This is a genomic window from Paraburkholderia sp. BL9I2N2 (assembly GCF_004339745.1).
GTDB lineage: Bacteria > Pseudomonadota > Gammaproteobacteria > Burkholderiales > Burkholderiaceae > Paraburkholderia.
This window is the reverse complement of the sequence record NZ_SMGP01000003.1, coordinates 398,886-416,959: the sequence shown is the minus strand read 5'-3', so window position 1 is coordinate 416,959 and position 18,074 is coordinate 398,886. Positions and strand designations below refer to the sequence as shown.

At 59.3% G+C, this 18,074-nt stretch carries 14 protein-coding genes and 2 pseudogenes; 13 read left to right on the top strand and 3 right to left on the bottom strand.

Going from position 1 to position 18,074, the window contains the following annotated elements:
- Nucleotides 1-153 precede the first annotated feature (153 nt).
- Genes B0G74_RS32585 through B0G74_RS32570 form a run of 4 tightly spaced genes read left to right on the top strand, consistent with a single transcriptional unit; the run spans nt 154 to nt 4,639 of the window.
- Complete coding sequence (locus B0G74_RS32585; protein WP_132380117.1) at nt 154-1,191, top strand: ABC transporter substrate-binding protein; 1,038 nt, start codon at nt 154-156, stop codon at nt 1,189-1,191.
- Between the two features lie 60 nt (nt 1,192-1,251).
- Nucleotides 1,252-2,748 carry a sugar ABC transporter ATP-binding protein gene (locus B0G74_RS32580; RefSeq protein ID WP_132380114.1) on the top strand — a complete coding sequence of 499 codons (1,497 nt, stop codon included), beginning with the start codon at nt 1,252-1,254 and terminating at the stop codon, nt 2,746-2,748.
- The gene (locus tag B0G74_RS32575; protein ID WP_132380112.1) at nt 2,745-3,695 is read left to right on the top strand and encodes an ABC transporter permease; all 951 of its coding nucleotides are present in this window, start codon (nt 2,745-2,747) and stop codon (nt 3,693-3,695) included. The genes B0G74_RS32580 and B0G74_RS32575 overlap by 4 nt, the downstream gene beginning before the upstream one ends.
- The gene (locus tag B0G74_RS32570) at nt 3,692-4,639 is read left to right on the top strand and encodes an ABC transporter permease (RefSeq protein ID WP_132380109.1); all 948 of its coding nucleotides are present in this window, start codon (nt 3,692-3,694) and stop codon (nt 4,637-4,639) included. Before B0G74_RS32575 ends, B0G74_RS32570 begins: the two co-directional genes overlap by 4 nt.
- A gap of 565 nt (nt 4,640-5,204) precedes the next feature.
- On the opposite strand, the gene B0G74_RS32565 is transcribed toward B0G74_RS32570, so the two are convergent.
- On the bottom strand, nt 5,205-6,425 hold the full coding sequence (locus B0G74_RS32565) for a hypothetical protein (protein ID WP_132380107.1): 1,221 nt from the start codon (nt 6,423-6,425) through the stop codon (nt 5,205-5,207).
- A 377-nt stretch (nt 6,426-6,802) separates the two neighbouring features.
- On the bottom strand, nt 6,803-7,648 hold the full coding sequence (locus B0G74_RS32560; protein ID WP_132380105.1) for a transglutaminase family protein: 846 nt from the start codon (nt 7,646-7,648) through the stop codon (nt 6,803-6,805).
- Between the two features lie 380 nt (nt 7,649-8,028).
- On the opposite strand from B0G74_RS32560, the gene B0G74_RS32555 reads away from it, so the two are divergent.
- The 3 genes and pseudogenes from B0G74_RS32555 to B0G74_RS32545 all read left to right on the top strand — a co-directional run bounded on the left by B0G74_RS32555 (nt 8,029) and on the right by B0G74_RS32545 (nt 10,260).
- Nucleotides 8,029-8,961, top strand: a complete 933-nt coding sequence (locus tag B0G74_RS32555) for an MBL fold metallo-hydrolase (RefSeq protein ID WP_132380103.1) — start codon at nt 8,029-8,031, stop codon at nt 8,959-8,961.
- A 125-nt stretch (nt 8,962-9,086) separates the two neighbouring features.
- Nucleotides 9,087-9,304 (top strand): annotated as a pseudogene (locus B0G74_RS47695) (hypothetical protein); the annotation flags it as partial.
- Nucleotides 9,305-9,660: 356 nt separating this feature from the next.
- The gene (locus B0G74_RS32545) at nt 9,661-10,260 is read left to right on the top strand and encodes an intradiol ring-cleavage dioxygenase (protein ID WP_243658416.1); all 600 of its coding nucleotides are present in this window, start codon (nt 9,661-9,663) and stop codon (nt 10,258-10,260) included.
- A gap of 374 nt (nt 10,261-10,634) precedes the next feature.
- On the opposite strand, the gene B0G74_RS32540 is transcribed toward B0G74_RS32545, so the two are convergent.
- Nucleotides 10,635-11,582: a LysR substrate-binding domain-containing protein gene (locus tag B0G74_RS32540; protein WP_132380101.1), complete on the bottom strand. Its 948-nt coding sequence runs from the start codon at nt 11,580-11,582 to the stop codon at nt 10,635-10,637.
- A 146-nt stretch (nt 11,583-11,728) separates the two neighbouring features.
- On the opposite strand from B0G74_RS32540, the gene B0G74_RS32535 reads away from it, so the two are divergent.
- The 6 genes and pseudogenes from B0G74_RS32535 (at nt 11,729) to B0G74_RS32510 (ending at nt 17,596) form a co-directional block, all read left to right on the top strand.
- Nucleotides 11,729-13,237 (top strand): amidohydrolase family protein, encoded by a 1,509-nt coding sequence (locus tag B0G74_RS32535; protein ID WP_165923965.1) that lies wholly within the window; start codon nt 11,729-11,731, stop codon nt 13,235-13,237.
- The gene (locus tag B0G74_RS32530; protein WP_132380096.1) at nt 13,234-13,599 is read left to right on the top strand and encodes a Rieske 2Fe-2S domain-containing protein; all 366 of its coding nucleotides are present in this window, start codon (nt 13,234-13,236) and stop codon (nt 13,597-13,599) included. The genes B0G74_RS32535 and B0G74_RS32530 overlap by 4 nt, the downstream gene beginning before the upstream one ends.
- Before the next feature lie 83 nt (nt 13,600-13,682).
- Nucleotides 13,683-13,828: pseudogene (locus B0G74_RS32525) on the top strand (IS5/IS1182 family transposase); the annotation flags it as partial.
- 31 nt (nt 13,829-13,859) lie between these two features.
- Entirely contained in the window at nt 13,860-14,813 is a 954-nt protein-coding gene (locus B0G74_RS32520; RefSeq protein ID WP_132380093.1) for a PDR/VanB family oxidoreductase, read from the top strand.
- Between the two features lie 304 nt (nt 14,814-15,117).
- On the top strand, nt 15,118-16,215 hold the full coding sequence (locus tag B0G74_RS32515; protein WP_132380091.1) for a porin: 1,098 nt from the start codon (nt 15,118-15,120) through the stop codon (nt 16,213-16,215).
- A 286-nt stretch (nt 16,216-16,501) separates the two neighbouring features.
- The gene (locus B0G74_RS32510) at nt 16,502-17,596 is read left to right on the top strand and encodes a BMP family ABC transporter substrate-binding protein (protein WP_132380089.1); all 1,095 of its coding nucleotides are present in this window, start codon (nt 16,502-16,504) and stop codon (nt 17,594-17,596) included.
- Nucleotides 17,597-18,074 lie beyond the last annotated feature (478 nt).

Sequence of the window (18,074 nt, the reverse complement as noted above, 5' to 3'; positions counted from 1 at the left end):
GCGTGCATGAGAAGAAGACCATCTTCGGTTAAACCCTACTTGTATGGTAGTAGAGTTCAACACTAAGATGCAATCACTGCCTGATTCGCCAGCAAGCGCCCTGAGATCGCGATTGGCCCATAGCGGCGGTCCATTACTCGTTAGGAGACAAGCATGTTGCTCAAGAAAGTCATCCTCGCCACCGCGATTGGCTCGGCATTCATTGCCGCTGGCGCCTCGGCCGCAGTTGCGACCGGCGATACGTCGAAAGACAAGATCGCGCTATCCAATAGTTATGCAGGCAATACATTCCGCCAGCAGCAGTTGAAAAGCTGGGCGCAAGTGGCCACCGACGCGAAAAAGGTCGGCACGATTGCCGATGCGCCGGCGTTCACCACGGCGGAAAATCAGGCAACGGAGCAGGCGCAGCAGATCCAGAACCTGGTGTTGCAGGGATACAAGGCGATCGTGATCAACGCAGCCTCGCCTACCGCGCTGAACGGCGCAGTAAAACAAGCCTGCGCCGCCGGCGTGATCGTCGTATCGTTCGATGGAATCGTCACCGAACCCTGCGCATACCGCATCGCCGCGGATTTTCATCAGATGGGGGCAGTACAGGTGGACTTTCTCGCGAAGAAGCTCAACGGGAAAGGCAACATCCTTGAAGTTCGCGGGCTGGCCGGCGTCTCGGTCGACGATGAGATTCATCGCGGTATCGTTGACGAAGTAAAGAAGTACCCCGGTATGAAAATCGTTGGATCGGTCTATGGTGCGTGGACCCAGACCGTCGCGCAGAAAGAAGTGTCGGGTGTATTGCCATCGCTGCCGCAGATCGATGCGGTCGTGACCCAGGGCGGTGACGGCTATGGCGCGGCGCGCGCGTTCCAGGCCGCGGGCCGCAAGATCCCAACGATCATCCTCGGCAACCGCCAGGAAGAACTTGCATGGTGGAAAACACAGGGCGTCGACAGCTATCAGACGATGTCGATCGCGGCCGATCCCGGCTCGTCGACCTTCGCCTTCTGGGTTGCGCAACAGTTGCTTGCGGGTAATCCGTTACCGCATGACATGTCGCTGCCGACCCTCACCGTTACCTCTGCGTCGGTCGACAAGGTACTGTCTTCCACTGCACCGGGAACCGTCGCGAGCAACGTATTCACCCGCGACCAGGTGGTCAAGCTCATCGAGTCCCAGCCGAAGACGAAACCGTAAGCAGGCTTTGCGCATCGCCCTCTGTGCCATTCGAGTCCTTTCCCCGGTCCGGTGTCCGCCATGAATCGTAGCGACAGTATCGAAATTGAAGCACTACACGTTGAGCGGCAGGTCGAACCGCTCATCTCCGTGTGCAACATAGACGTGTCGTTCGGTCTTGTGCGAGCGCTGAAAGACGCGAACTTTCAGTTCATGCGCGGAGAATGTGTCGCGATCGCGGGGCACAATGGCGCAGGGAAGTCCACGCTCATGTCGGTCCTCTCCGGCGCCCGACGCGCTAATGCCGGTTGGATCGAACACGACGAAATCCGGCACGAGCGCGGATACGGTGCCGACGTCGCGCGCGGTCTCGGCGTGCGGTGTGTGTTTCAGGAACTGTCGCTCTGCCCCAACCTCACGATTGAAGAGAACATGCGCGCTATGCATCCGCAGCTAAAGGGCATTGGCTGGCGCAAGCGTGCGCGGCGCATCATCGAGGCGCAACTTGATGCGATCTTTCCAGGGCATGCGCTTTCAGGTACTGACGTCGTTGGCAATCTATCCCTGACCCAGCAGCAGATGGTCGAGATCGCCCGCGCGTTTTCCAGCGTCGACAGCCCGGTGAAGGTCGTGATACTCGACGAACCGACGTCCAGTCTCGACAAGTACACCTCCGAGCAACTGCTCGCCTTCGTACGCAAGGCTGCTGCGAGCGGGATCACAAGCATCCTGATCACCCATATGCTCGGCGAGATGCTGCGCTGCGCGGACCGGATCATGGTCATGCGCGATGGAAGCGTGGTGTCGACTCTGAGCGCACACGGGCTAACCAAAGACGCGATCATCCGTGCGATGGGACAGTTCGTGGAAGGCGATGCGACTTCCGGGCGCGAGCGGCGAGCAACGACGCATGCGGGTGAGGTGTACAGATGGACCCTTGGCCCGAAAGAGCGAACCGCGATGGAAGTCCCGCACGGAAGCATCGTCGGCCTCGCGGGGCTCGCAGGACAAGGGCAGACCGACGCGTTAAATGAGATCTATGCCAAAGCCCGCAGGCGAGGCTCGCATCAGCGCGTCGCCTATGTAGCCGGCGACCGGCGCGCAGATGGCGTCTTTCCGGACTGGACGATCGCCCAGAACTTCGATATCCGCTCGCTCTTCGACCGCGCACGCGGGTCATGGATCAATGTGCAGCATCTTCAGGCGTTGTTCGATGCGTGGGCGAAGAGGCTCGATATTCGCGGTGCCGCGGGCACCGCCAATATCCTTGCGCTGAGCGGCGGCAACCAGCAGAAGGTGCTGTTCGGGCGAGCGCTGGCATCGGATGCGGAACTGGTCCTCATGGACGATCCAATGCGCGGCGTCGACATTGGCACGAAGCTGGAGATCTACCGGCTACTTCTCGAGGAAGCCGCGAAAGGCCGCACTTTCGTCTGGTACACCACTGAAAACGATGAACTGGCGTACTGCGACAAAACCTATGTTTTCCGTTCAGGCCGGATCACGCGGGAACTGAGTGCGGCCGAATGTACCGAAGAGGCACTGCTCGCGGCCAGCTTCGAGGAGGCGACAGAATGAAAGCAGTCCTGAGACCGCTGCGTGGGCCGCGCGATCTGCGCTCGATCCTGCCGTTCGCATCGCTCGTCGCGATTCTCGTGCCGATGGCGATCATCCAACCTAACACACTCAGCTATTTCGGTGGCGTCATGCTGCTGAACCTTGGCGTTCCAATCGTGTTCGCCACCCTCGCGCAACTCGCCGTGATTACGGCGAACGAACTCGATCTGTCGATTGGCTCTTTCGTCAGCCTGGTTGCCTGTATCGGTGCGACCTTATTACAGAGTTCGCCGTGGCTCGGTGCGCTCGCGCTCGCCGGATGCGTTGTTCTCTACGCGCTGGTCGGTGCGCTGATCGAGTACCGTCGCATATCGTCTGTTGTCGTCACGCTCGGATTGTCGTTCGTCTGGAATGGCATCGCGGTCCTGCTCCTGCCGGCGCCTGGTGGGAAAAGTCCGGACTGGCTTGCCACGTTGATGGGCTTCCAGTCGCCCGTCATTCCGGCACCTCTACTGTGGACCGTCGCGATCGCCATCTGCATGCATTTGTTCCTGATGCGTTCGTCGCATGGCGTGGCCTTGCGCGGCGTCGGAGGAAATGCCCCTGCGATGCGCCGTTTCGGCTGGTCAGTGATACGAGCAAAGGCGACTCTCTTCGGATGCGCCGGCGTGTTCGGCGTCTGTTCCGGCCTGACATTGCTCGGGCTGACGACTTCCGCAGATGCCAATATTGCGCTGCGCTATACCTTGCTGTCGGTGGCGGGTGTGATTCTAGGCGGCGGCGAGTTCGTCGGCGGCCGGGTGTCTCCGATTGGCGCCGTGCTCGGGGCCATCACGCTGACGCTGGCATCGTCGTTCCTTTCCTTTTTGCAGGTCGCGCCTCAGTGGCAGATCGGCCTGCAAGGCGCCATTCTGATCGCAGTGCTGTCGCTGCGTCTTCTGGTTCGAATGAAGGAGCAACGCAAATGAGCAAGGTCTTTTCAATACGCCAGGCCCCCTGGTTCTGGTCATTCCTCGGCGCGGTTCTCGTCGGCATTGCGGCAAGCGTGATGTTCGGCCTCGGCACAGCGGGCAGCATGCTTTCTACGGCATCGGCGTTCGTCGTGTTTTCGGTCCTCGTCGGATTGGGACAGATGCTGGTAATAACAAGCGGCCCGGGCAATATCGACCTGTCGATACCCGCCACCATTGCACTGAGCGGCGGCGTCGGCATGCGCGTGATGGCGACGAGCGATCACTCTATCGTCATTGGCATTTTCGCGGTGGTCGTCACAGGCGCACTGATCGGCTTGTTCAACTATCTGTTGATCCGCTCGTTGCGCATCCCACCGATCATCGCCACCTTGTCGTCGAGCTTCGTGCTCCAGTCGTTTGCGATCAGCCTCGGGCGCGGCGGTGCCGCGCCGCCGCCGGCGCTCGAAGACTTTGCACTCGCTCGCGTGGGCGGGGTCTCGGCGCTGGCGCTCATCGCGTTGATCATTACCTCGCTCATTGCCGTCGTCCTGTTCAAGCTTGTACAGGGACGCAGCTTGTCGGCTCTTGGCCAGAACAGGCGTGCCGCTAATCTCGCCGGGGTCAGGGTGGGCGCTGTGCACTGCCTGACGTACGTGAGCTGCTCGGTGCTTGCCGCCATCGCAGCGCTTCTGCTCGCCGCATTTTCCGGCGGTGCGACGCTGGACATGGGCGCTGACTACATGTTGCTATCGGTCGCCGTCGTCGTGATCGGCGGCACGCTCGTGTCGGGTGGCCGGCCGAGCGTCACGGGAACCTGGAGCGCCGCGTGCTTCCTCTTTCTGATCAACGCTCTGCTCAATGCAAGTGGGGCCGGCGCTGGACTTCGCGCAATCGTTTATGGAGCGTTGATCATCGGGGTAACAGCCATCGCGACTGGCCCCGCAGACGCTCGCTCGTAGAGCGGCAACACGAAGCTCGAACAGGTGCAGCGGTCCCGCCGACCGCATTCAAATCGCGAGTCGTCGGGAGGCAAGCAACCCGGGTTGCGAGCATCTGCTGGTCGCGAGAGTTCGTGGCCGGAGCCTGCTGTACTAGCAGAACCCGGTACGAATCGGCACGTCGCGGTCAACCAATCAAGACTATCGGGATTCCCGGCCGCGCTTGTTGGCAACTCATCGCGACTCCTCTATTGCGTGTCTGCTCTGGGCAGTGCTGCGGCCACACCGACAAGATTCGCAACCGTCTCTTCCTGGCCCATCTGTCGGACGCCGGTATCCGATTCACGCCTGCACCTGTTCGTTTTTCCTATCTGCTGATGGGTGACACGGCTGTTACGCGACGACTTCGAGCGATGATTGCCGGATCGCCAAACTCGATGCCGCAGCTGATTACGTGCTGAGGACATCAACGATGAGGCGTGTCGCGTGGCACGCTTCGACCACCTACCGCGGTTGCCCAAAGGCCGGCGGGAGCCGCGCGGTCAGCGCGGCAGGAAAGGGCTTGCGGAAGTGTCTGCACTGCATTTCATTCGAGCGGTCCGAATGGACTCGCGAACGGATTTGTTCGGGGTGCGGCGACAAAGCCCGCGTCGTTGGCGTTTTCCGGCACAACCGCAATCTCAGAGATCCACACGAACGGCGGTCCTTGCTTCAGGTCCCTTGAATCACTAAGCAAAGTCCGTCGCCCGGTCTGCGGGTCAACCCGGAAGAGCAGGGTTGGTTCGGCGGCCCTATTCGCCGGGTTACCCGCGCCAACGATTATTCCTCCCGCCCTCGGCTGCTCCAGGGCGATGCCGGAAAGGCGCCACCCAAGCGGTCCTTGCGCAGCATTGTCGAAATCGCTGAGGACAGCACGGTTCCCGGTATTGGGATTAATTCGCAGAAGCAGATTTCTGGGGACGGGCGCAATTGACGACCCGTGCGAATTGACCAGGATCTGCCCGGAGGTTTCGACGGCAATGCCGGTTGAAGGTACCAGGTCGGTGGCACCCTGGGCCGGGCTGTTGAAATCGCTGAGCAGCGATCGTTGACCCGTAACCGGATCGACCCGGTACATGTCTCCTACGTCCCGGCTGGGGCCGACGGGGACGAACCACGTGACGCTTGCGAGCACCGCCCCGGTTTTCTCCAGCACGAGGTCGGTAAAGTACGCGACGCAACAATTGAACACGTCGCCCTGAGCCGGGTTCGCGAGATCGCTGACCACCACGCGGGTGCCCGTCAGTGTATCTATGCGAACAATTGACCTCGGAGCGCCACCGAATTGCGGTTGCGCCCAATTTGTCATGAGACGTCCGGGCGCATCAATTGTCGAGCCAAAGACGTCTCCACGAAATGGCTCGGTGGTGAAGTCGCTCACGAGGGTCCGGTTACCGGTGCGCGGATCGACCGCGTAAATGCCGGTAGTCGCAGCAGTGACGAATATCTGCCCCCGTCCTATGGAGACACCCGCGAGAAACGATCTGTCCACAGGCCCTTGTGTCGGATCCAGAAAGTCGCTGATGATAGTGCGGGCGCCGGTATTGGGATCCACAAGAAACAGCTTGCTCGCACGAGCGTCGACAACCAGGATATCGCCTCCATGGATAGTAGCAGCCTGGGCGAGGTTGCCTGCCAGCAGAAGGACGCAGAGCACGCCGAGCCAAGCGCGAAGGAAGCGCCGACAAGAGACGCGACATGGTGCTTTCCAACTTGAACCGGCGATGCTGTGGCCTAGCACCGTGATCCACTTTGTCGCGTTTGCCATCACTATTCTCCTTTTGAACCGTGGCGCGTGGAAGCCCAGGAGGTCGAGCACCGTAAGGCGTACTTCTAGCGTATGAAACTGGCGGTCAATTGCAAGGTTGTGAACTGCTCCAGCAATGTCGGCGCCGGAAGACGCGTTCGGGCGGCCTGCAGCGGAGACGCGCCCCCCCTCCGTCGCACACAGCGAGCAGGATCAAAGGACAACTCCAGCCAAACCGAATTTTCTCGTGATGGTTTGCGCCCCAATTCAGCGCGTGGTAGACGGCCGTGAAGATCCGTTTGATCATACGCGGCCCAGAACACAGCAATGGCTTGCAACCGAGCCGGGCATCACGGCGAAAACCTTGCATGACCGTGTCGTCGCGATGGCATGGCGATCTATGTCCGGAGGCTCGCTCGCCGCAGGTCGCTCGAGAGTCCATTGTCCGGCTCGCAGACGACCGCGAATTTGCTGAGCAGCGACGGGCCAAATGTATTGCTGATCGCGACATCGGCAGCATCGCGGCCGCGCGCCATCAGAATCCGTCCCGTGCGCGGCGCGTTGTTACGCGGATCGAACGTCTCCCAGCCGTTGCCTAAATACGCCTCGAACCATGCGCAGAAATCCATCGGCGCGTAGGGAGGTGGAAGCCCCACATCGCTGATATAACCCGTGCAGTAGCGCGCCGGAATGTTCATCGCTCGGCACATCGCGACGGCAAGGTGCGCGTAGTCGCGGCAGACGCCCGCACCGTCCTGCCACGTCTGCCACGCCGTTTTCGTCGGGCGGGCGCAGTTGTAGTCGAAGCGGACATGGTTGTGCACGAAGTCGCAAATCGCCTGCACGCGACTACGTCCGAGCGGCGTCTGGCCGAAGAGTTGCCACGCACTCTCGGAGAGCAGATCGGTTTCACAGTAGCGGCTGCCGAGCAGGAACATCATGCATTCGTCGGGGAGTTCTTCTATCGCATGTTGATAGTCGCTGGAGCCGGGTAGTTCGTGATTCGGCGGCACCTCGAATACGCCGCGTGCCGACAGCGTCAGGACGCCTGGCGGCGCAGTCAGACGCGTGCAAAGGTTGCCGAACGTGTCCTGATACTGCCGCAGCGGAACCGACGGTACGGTGTCTATGTGATCCGGAACGAGCATGTCCTGTGCACGGGAATAGTGCGTGTTAAGCATCAGAAGCATCGGCGTCGGTTGCGGACACTCGTACACCAATTCGTAACCCACGCGAAGTCTCATTCCATCACCTTTATCGGCGGCAGTGCCGGCGCCGGACTGACGCCTTGACGAAAGTGAGAGCAACGGCTGTTCCCGAGGCGGCGTTCTCTACCCCGATACCGGATGCGAGCGACGCCACAAAGCTGCCACTTGCCCCTCCGTATTCGTTTCGAGCTCCGTGCTGACATTCACGGGGCCCTCTCAAACTCGTCGATTGTTGCCGTGCGAACAACACGCTGAGCACATTCGCGGCCCTACTGGCGTTCGCCCCCGCTGACTAGAATCAGTCTTACGGTCGTGTCGAAACGCGAGCGATACGAAGCGCGCGAAACTCGTGCTCGTGTTCGTGTACTGCGCCGCCCAGTAAGGCTTACCCCAATCAATTAAGAGGACTATTGACCATGAGCGAAACAACCCGCAATGTGCAGCCGGTCACCGCCTGCCTTGGCAAAGAAGGTTCAGGCGAACTCGTGCCTTCCCGCTACGCCGTGCAAGTGGGTGACGTCGACGTCGTGCTGATCAGCGATGGCGTTCTGCCGCTGCCGACCTCCACCATGTCCACTAACGTGAGCGAAGCGGACCGCAACGAATGGTTCGATGGTCGTTTCCTGCAACGTGACATGTTCGACTGGGCGCTGAATATCGCGCTCGTGCGCAGCGGCGAACGCCTGATCCTGGTCGACTCGGGCGTGGGCGACGGTTTCGAATACTTCACGCGCGCCGGTCGGTCGGTGATGCGCCTGGAATCGGCTGGCATCGACCTGGCTGCGATCACCGATATCGTTATTACGCATATGCACATGGATCACGTCGGCGGGCTGAACGTTGATGGCGTCAAGGCCAAGCTGCGTCCGGACGTGCGCATTCACGTGTCGGCCGCGGAAGTGGAGTTCTGGAAAAATCCGGACTTCAGCAAGACGGTGATGCCGGAAACGGTTCCTCCCGCACTTCGCAAGGCTGCTGCAACGTTCGCGGAACTCTATCGCGAAAACATCGTGCGGTTCGATCAGACCGTGGAAGTCGCAGCGGGCGTGTCGGCGCGCGTGACGGGTGGACACACGCCGGGGCACTGCATCGTGGAGGTCGCATCAAACGGCGAGAAACTGACGTTCGTAGGCGACGCGATTTTCGAAGTCAATTTCGACAATCCCAGATGGCAAAATGGCTTCGAGCACGAACCTGAAGTGGCTGCGGACGTGCGTATCGCGCTGCTCAACGAAGCCGCCGAAACTGGCGCTCTGCTGGCCGCGGCGCATGTCGCGTTCCCGTCCATTGGTCACATTGCAAAGAACGGTGAAAGTTTCCGTTTCGTGCCGGTGCAGTGGGACTACTGATTGAAGCTCGACTATCAACCATCGTCGTATAGATCGCGCTGACGATTGTCAAAAACCCGCCATGAGTTCACAAGACTCGCGGCGGCTTTTTGCAACCGATCGCCCGCCCGCGCTGTGGCAGCGGCCACATTACCGGCTCGGGATTCCGGACGCGCCCCATCGGTCGACTGCCGATGTTTGAGCGTCAGACGCGCCGGCGCTACTTCAGCCGCACGGTCGACACGCCGCCGCGAAGCACCTTAAGAAACTCGATCTGTTCGTGCCCCGGCTGTCGCAGCTTTTTTCGTTCCTTGACGCCGCCGAACTATTTGGCAGCCTGTCGACAGGCATCGGGAAACGTGTGGCGCGCATCGCGACAGTCCGCTTAGTGCAACGCAATCGACGTCTGCACGTACAAGACTAAGTTCCGCTCAGGGCCGAGAGTGCCTACTCGAATTGCTCGGAAGCGGCCATTGTGGAGCGGCCGTGACGGCGATGGCATGAACGGCATGCAAAGCGCGCCGACGACCAGTCATTCGCCAGTTATGTCTCTTACGGCTCACCCGACCTGAAGTTTCGGCTTACCATGGTTGGCATAGGATGCCGGCTCCGGTTAGCCGCAACGGCGTCAGCACAGACGCTCGTCGGCTCGGCAGCGTGCGCGGCGCAGCGTGCCGATCGAGCGGGAAGCAAGGAGGGACCACGATGCGGACACGAAGTGTGAGCCAGGGACGGCGCGATTTTTTTCGCAGGTCGGGTGCGGTGCCGTCCACGTTGCTGCTGTTGGCCCTCGGAAAAGCAAACTATGGCCGGGCCGACGAAGTTTCAGCTACACCCGCCTGCACCGACGCACAAGAACCGACCCGGCAGCAAACGGCCGGTCCGTTCTTCCTGCCGCATTCGCCGCAACGGGGATCGCTGCTCGAATCGGGCATCAATGGAACGAAGATCGTCCTGACCGGACGGGTGTGGTCGACACGATGCAGGGCGGTGTCCGGGGCTTTGCTCGATTTCTGGCACGCCAATGCCGCCGGCGAGTACGACGTCGAGGGGTTCCGGCTGCGTGGCCATCAATTCGCCGACAGCGAGGGACGCTACCGCCTTGAGACCATCGTGCCGGGGCTGTATCCGGGACGCACACGACACTTCCATGTGACGGTGCAGCCGCCCAACGGCCCAATCCTCACCACCCAACTATATTTTCCTGGCGAGCGACGCAATGCTCGCGATTCCCTCTTCGACGGCCGGTTACTGATGACGATTCACGACGACGGCGAGCAAAAGACTGGCCGGTTCGATTTCGTGCTCGCGTTTACGTAGGGCAAGTCGTCGTGAAGCCGCGACTTGTTGAGAGTCGAGGTTGACTACGTAGCGACGATGACAAAGAGCGGGTAGCTCGGAGCTGCATGGAGAATCGTTCCATCGGCCAAAGATGCGCTGGTTACGATACAAACACCCGCCGACGATACGGATCGCGTATACGGCAGTAGTCGGGCCAATAGCCGCCCCTCGTCTTCGTCGTCAAGCAGACATTCGAACGGCTGCTTGGCTCGGCGGATTCAAACAGCGGTCTGTCGTACCGAGGTTCCTTGTGCTCATCTGGGTCAACACAGATATGCGGCACAGTGTCCGACGGCCGCGCGATCAGGAATCAGTTCTAATAAAGCAGTTCCCGATGCTGAGTTATGAGTTGCTCACTCTATCGTTCCCAATCTCTTCCGAGGATGAGCCACACGGTTACGCGACATTTCCATGGTCGCCAATGCGGCTATGAAGTATTCCTGAAGTTTTGATGCAATCGGTGGAAGTTTACGTCCGCTTTGTTCAATGAGTAATAAACGTTCAGTCAACTTTTCCACGAGTGGTCGAAAGATAAGCTCGTTATTCCGAATCTCTCGTTCGATTCCAAGCCGGCTTTTGAACATGAGGCCGGCCCCGTCCCGCACTAACGCTTTCAACGTCTCCACCGAGTTACACATGATAAACGGTTCGAGATCGATGTTCTGTTGCGACAGAGCGTCGTTGACGACGGACGTAACTGAGATAGAGGTTGTAGCAAAACAAATCGGATAGTGCGCGCAATCCACGACCCTGATCGATTTCTTTGAGGCCAATGGATGATCAGGGCGCATAACCACGCCTATCTCAAGTTCGGCCGATGCGATGCGACGCACCCCACGAGTTATCGGCGAATTAAACGAGACGCCAATATGGGCTTCGCCTGACGCAACGAGGGTTGGTATGGCAGCCGAGGGAGCAACGGTGATGGAAAAGGTGATGTGGGGATAACTCTTGCCGAATTCGGTGAGCACCGTTGAAAGTAGATCGATTGCCACTCCCTCAATGACCGCAATAGAGACCCGTCCTCGGCGCAGGCCTCGCAAATCCTCGATCTCGGATCTGGTGCGCTCCAGATCCTGCAGTGTCCGTCGGATATGTTGAGCCAGTATCTCGCCGGCGGCCGTCAAGCGTAAGCCAGATGCATGACGTTCATAGATCGCCGTGCCGAGTTGCTCCTCTAGCAACAGTATCCGCCGGTCGATTGCGGAAGGGGTGACATGCAAGGACATCGCCGCTTTGCGGATCGAACCAGTGCGCGTGACTTCGTCAAGATATTTCAAGGCTCGGCTATGCAGGTGCATGGGGGGCTCCTTTCATGCAATGTGGCGTCCAGTCGGGATGGGTGTATACAAAAAGTGGACACCCGAGACTAAAAATTGCGCTTTTAATCGACACCGAGTCCGCCCAATATTGCCCTACCGAAGCTCAGATATACAAGGATTTCAATATGAAATCGGATACCTCGATCCTGCGGGGGGCACACGTCATAGACCCCAAGCAAGGAATCGACGCCGTTGCTGATGTTGTCGTCGCGAATCAGCGTATCGAATTCGTTGGTGATGCATCGCACGTTGATGGCGAAGTGCTTGATTTGACCGGCCATTATCTATCGCCTGGCTGGATTGACATTCACGTTCATACATACGGCACGCTTGGTTTTTCGGATCCCGACGCAATTGGTGTCTACCAGGGGGTTACCACCTTTGTGGATGCGGGGGGCGCAGGTATCGGTGTGCTCGACGAGTTCGTCGCAACAATGGATGGTCTCCATACGAGCCTTTACGCTGGTCCGTTCGTGCGTCCACTCGGGTTGATCGCGTTAAACTTCCTTGAGGGTGAGATACGTAGTTTGGGAAATATTCCCCTGTCCGAATGGGTGGATTTCATGAAGCAGAAGCGAGGCATGCTCCGCTATCTCAAATGCAACGCGATGGGCAACTATGGGCCGGGGTCGCTCAAGATCTCGAAGGGGCTGGCGCAGGTTCTTGGCGTACCCCTCTACATGCACATTGGGGAGTTTCAGCAGCACAAGGTCGAAGAGACTCTGGCTATGGAGGCTTTCCGGATTGCAGAGCCGGGTGACATGATTACGCATGTCTATCACGGAAACATGGGGAAGGTAGTCGACGACCACGGCAAAGTCCTCGATCTTGTCCGTCGAGCGCAGGACCGGGGCGTGCTTTTCGATGTTGGTTACGGTGGCTACAACTTTGCCTGGAAAGTGGCTGAGCAGGCGTTCAGTCAGGGATTACTGCCGGACACCATCAGCTCCGATCTGCAGCAGTTCAACGTTGTCACCCCGGTCAAGTCTCTGGCGAACGTGATGACGGCAATGATGATCCTGGGAATGGGCTTGTACGACGTGATCTCAAGAGTGACCGACCGAGCCGCGCGGGCTATCTCCTTGCAGGATGAGGCAGGTACTCTCGCTCCAGGTATGCCCGCGGATATAACGGTGTTCGACCTGGTCAAAGAGCCCCTTGTGGTGACCGACTGCATTCTGCATAAACGCACAGCTTCCGCGTATCTGAAACCTCTGATGGCGTTCAAACACGGGCAGCGTTTCGACTGTGACATGGAACGAGCAAAGAAAGAGAGTAACTGGCTGGTCCAGTACTCTGACGAAAAGGTTCCACAAAGGGCGAAGTGGCTAACTGCTCCACAGAAACAATTTCTGAGTGATCTGGTCGATGCGCTTGCTCACGTGGAGTGGAGTATCACACCAGAGGAAGAATTCGATTACGACAAAGCATTGGAGCTACAGCGAATCTTCCATTTGGTTAGGAAACGCCACGTTTTGACGCTCAAGGCCTGTTTGGATTCACTCTATTCCAGTTTCACCGATCACCAATTCCCGATACAGGCTGGGCTGTTCATCATGTGTCAAGAGCGCGACTTCTTCTTCTCGCGTATTCGCGAGATCCTTGCCAACCAAGCTTCTGCTGAGATCCTGTGAACTGCGAGCAAGCACATAGTGCTGATGCTGAATGGGCTATAGCATCACCGGTACCAATTGGTGACCTCAAGTTTCCGCTGCGCGTGAAGATCGGTGATGAGACGATCGTGATTCACCGGACCAAGGCCGGTTTCCGGGCGGTGGATAGAGGTTGCCCACACCAGGGCGCTTCTTGGACGCAGGGGGACCTCATTATGAACGAATCTATGATCAAGTGTCCACTCCATGCCTTTACTTTCCGACTCTCCGATGGAAAAGGCGTGAACTGTCCTGGATTTCGGATCAAGGTTTTTGATGTGAGGGAAACCGACGGACTGCTCTATGTTCGAATCCCGAAAAAGGTTGTCGTGAAGGATGCTTAATCGATTTGATTGCATCTTGCTACGGGAAATTGGCCTCGTGATCGATCTTTTTCACTTATTCCGATAAGCGCGGAGCGAACCACGTCGAGCATCCACATGCCTGGTTGCATAACTTCCGCCGCCTGCGTATTCGCTTTGAACATCGTGGTGACATTCACGATGCGTTCCCCAAACTGGACTGTTGCTTGATCTGCGGAACATTCTTCAGCGAGTTCAACAGCGTTTATAAAAACCGTCTCTTACTACACGTTTCTTTTGCCATGAACGTTGTCGTCTCCCGTATTGAGGATGTCGCTGTCGACATCCGCGCGTTCGAATTCATGCCGCTCGACGGACAATCATTGCCCGGTTACGAAGCGGGCGCGCATATTGACATCCGTCTGCCGGGCGTAGTCCGTCAGTACTCGCTATGCGGCCGTCGAGAAGCCACTGGCGCTTATATGGTCGCGGTTCAGCGCGATGCCGCGTCGCGAGGCGGATCAATCGCGATGCATGCGCTAAGGGTTGGGGACGTGCTGCGCATTGAAGGTCCGCGCAATCACTTTCCGCTCGAGGCGGCCGCTACGGAGTCGATCCTGTTCGCCGGTGGTATCGGCATCACGCCGCTGCTCGCGATGGCCGAACATCTTGCCGCGCTGAACTCATCGTTCGAGCTTCACTATTGTGTGCGGGAGCGCTCGCGTGCCGCGTTTCGTGACCGGCTGGATTCGCCGGCATTGCGCGAGCGTTCATTTCTGCATGTCGACGCGGAGCGGGGAAGCCCGGCGCTCGATGCGGCGCTTGCGATGGGTGCGCCCGCGCCGGGAAAGCATCTGTATGTCTGCGGCCCGGGCGGGTTCATGACCCATGTGCTGACTACCGCGCAACAGGCGAGATGGGACGACGCGCATCTTCACCGCGAATATTTCAGTGCGCCGGCGCAAGCGTCCGACGCCGCTTCGCCGCACGACGCGTTCAACGTGCGGCTCGCGAAAAGTGGTCGTGTCATTCCGGTCAGCGCGTCCCAGACGGTCATCGAGGCACTTGCCGCGCATGGGGTCCGCGTCGAAACGTCGTGCGAGCAGGGAGTTTGCGGTACCTGCCTGACACGCGTGCTCGAGGGCGAGCCCGATCATCGCGACGTGTACCTCACGGAAGCGGAGCGGGCAGGAAACGAGCAGTTTCTGCCGTGTTGTTCGCGCTCGCGCACGCCGGAGTTGCTGCTCGATCTGTAAGCGGCTGCGCGCTCCAGCACGCGGGAGATGTCGTCTTGCTCGACCTTCGAGCGCCTCCTCTCGTCGGCCAACGGCTGATGAAGCGCCGTCTGCTGTCGCACGCCTAACGCCTGCTGCTCGCGCAGTTGTTTGGTCGCGTCACCCGCCTCGGCAACGAACCGCGCGTTGTCCTTGTTCAATTGACTGATCGATGATGGGCGCTCCTTCTGCGGCCCCCCGGAAGCTACTCAAAGAACAGCGCGGCGAGGCGAAGTCCCTTGCCGGCCACAGTTATATTTTTTTCGACAAAATTACTGGAGAATCCATGAAGCCTCTCGTCCAAAGTACGCTAAAAACCGCAGTCAAATTCACAGCCCTCGCTAGCATATTCGGGTTGTTGGTCACAAATTCAGCACATGCGCAATCAAGCGTGCGACTGTATGGTTTGGTCGACGAATGGGTTGGCGAGCAGAAATTCCCGGACGGCAAGGGTGCAGCGGTGGTGTCGGGCGGTGGTATGGCCACCTCTTACTGGGGTTTGGGTGGAGTGGAGGATCTGGGCAACGGCTACAAGGCGATCTTCGCTTTGGAAGGCTTCTTCCGGGCTCAGAACGGCGCGTACGGCAGCTTCACGGGCGACACGTTCTTTTCGCGTAACGCGTATGTCGGTATCGCATCGCCGTACGGTATCGTCACGGCCGGACGTCTGACGACACCGCTATACGTCTCGACGATCCAGTTCAACCCGTTCGTCAACTCGTACACGTTCTCGCCGATGGTCAAGCATACGTACCTCGGCCTCGGCTCCTTTCCGACGTACACCACCGACATGGGCGTGGTCGGCGGTTCGGACTGGAACAACGCGGTGGAATATTCGTCGCCGAACTTCAATGGCTTGAGCGCCAACGTGGTGTATGCCCTCGGCAATACGGCGGATGAGAACGGGGCGAAGAAGTGGAGCGCTCAGTTCCTCTACTTCCATGGTGCGTTCGCGGCAACCGGCGTGTATCAGTACGTGAACTTCAACGGCGCCCCGGGCGACCTGACCAGCCTCGCGCAGAGCGTTGGGCTCGCGGGCATGAAGAGCCAGAGCGTGGCTCAACTGGGTGCGACCTATGACCTGAAGTACGTCAGGTTCTTCGGTCAGTACATGTACACCGACAACGCGCAGGACACCGGCAGCTGGCACGTGAACACCGCACAGGGCGGCCTCACGGTTCCGGCGGGCCTGGGCTGGATCATGGCGTCGTTCGCGTACTCGCGCGACGGCGGCGGTCTGGACCAGACCCGTCAGACGACGTCTATCGGCTATGACTATCCGCTATCCAAGCGCACCGACGTCTACGCGGCTTACATGTACGACCACCTCAGCAACCAGACTTCGGGCGACACGTACGGCGTAGGTATCCGCACGAAGTTCTGAATCTCACAGAACGACTTCTGCAATCGGCTTCTCGAGTCCGTGCGTCGAATGTCCGTACCGACTGACAGCGAGGGGCCATCTTCGAACTAGGTACCGGATGAATCAAGTTTGCGAACATGGATGGTTGATCGGGCATATCCAGCGCCGTCGCCTCGATCAGCTGTCAAATCGCTGTGATGTGCGGCACAACGCCGGGCAGACGGCAGCTCAGATGCTTGTGGCCGACCGATTTCCCCCCCTTTTTTCACGACAACGTAGAAACACCGTACAGGACTGGAGAATCACGATGAAGATAACATGGCTGAATGCGCCACGAGTCACCCGTTTAGCACTTGTGCTGTCAGCAGCGATTGGTGCATCAGGCGCTTCGGCAACCGACGCCCCCGGCGTCGCGTTTGTCTACCTTGGCAACCCGGGAGACGCCGGCTGGACCTACGGGCATGACCAAGGTTCGAAGGAAGTCGAAGCGAAGTTCGGCCACAAGATCAAGATCACACGCGTGGAGAACGTGCCGGAATCGGCCGACTCCGAGCGCGTGTTCCGCGATCTGGCGAACAAGGGCAACAAGATCATCATCGGGTCGACCTTCGGCTTCCAGGATTTCGAACTGAAGGTTGCGAAGGATTTCCCGGACACGGTGTTCCTGCACGCAACCGGCTACAAGAAAGCGCCGAACTTCGGCACCTATGCCGTGCGGATGTATCAGGGAGCGTACCTCGCGGGCGTCGCCGCAGGCTACGTGACGAAGACCAATACGCTCGGCTTTGTCGCGTCGGTGCCGATTCCCGAAGTGGTCCGCAACATCAACGCGTACACGCTCGGCGCGCGCTCGGTGAATCCGAAGATCCATACCAAGGTCATCTGGATCAATAGCTGGTTCGATCCGGGCAAGGAAAAGCAGGCGGCGGAAACGCTGATCGGCCAGGGCGCCGACGTGCTGCTGCAGAACACTGATTCGAGCGCCACGCTCGCAACCGCTTCGGAAAAGCACGTGCATGCGTTCGGCTGGGATTCGGACATGAAGAAATTCGGGCCCGACGCGCACCTCGGTTCGGTGGTCGCGCATTGGGGCGTGTACTACACCGCGGCGATCCAGCAGGTGCTAGACGGCAAGTGGAAAAACGATCCGGTGTGGTGGGGCATTCCGCAGAAAGGGGTCAGCCTGGATAACCTGAACACGTCGGCGCTTCCGGCTAATGCGCTGAAGGACGTGGCGACAAAGCGCGACCAGATCGCGAGCGGCAAGTGGGATGTGTTCAGCGGTCCGATCAAGGATCAGGCGGACGAAGTGAAGGTGCCGGCCGGCAAGACGCTCAGTGATACAGACCTTCAGCGCATCAACTGGTACGTCGATGGCGTCGACGGCTCACTGCCGAAATAGACGCTGGAGGTTCGGGACTGCTTAGGCCATCCCGGCGCTTCCTGCTGAGTGTCTGAATCGTCGCGATGTCCGGTCGCGGGCCACCGTTGCATGGATCGTCGCATAGGCACTGGTCGATGAGCGCCGTCATTGCGGCATCGGATGATCGGCGCGTAGCCGCTGCATGACGCTGCTCTGACCGCAGGGGAAGTAGCGTGGTCGAGACGCTCATAAAGGCCCCCTTTCAACTGACCGGTGAAGGCTCGGGCGGCCGAACAACCAGGGCAAGCCACTGCGGACTCCGACGCGGCCGCCGAGCCTGGCGACGATTCGGAGCCGATGGAGCACGCCGAACTCGGCGCACGCCTATCGGTCGTTTGACCGATGCCATCAAGACAGGCCGAATGCCATGATCTCTACCAACACAGGATTCTTGTCGCGATGACGCTGGCGCGATCCTGCCGACAGCTCATCGCGACAAGAGCCTGGCGCGTCGTTC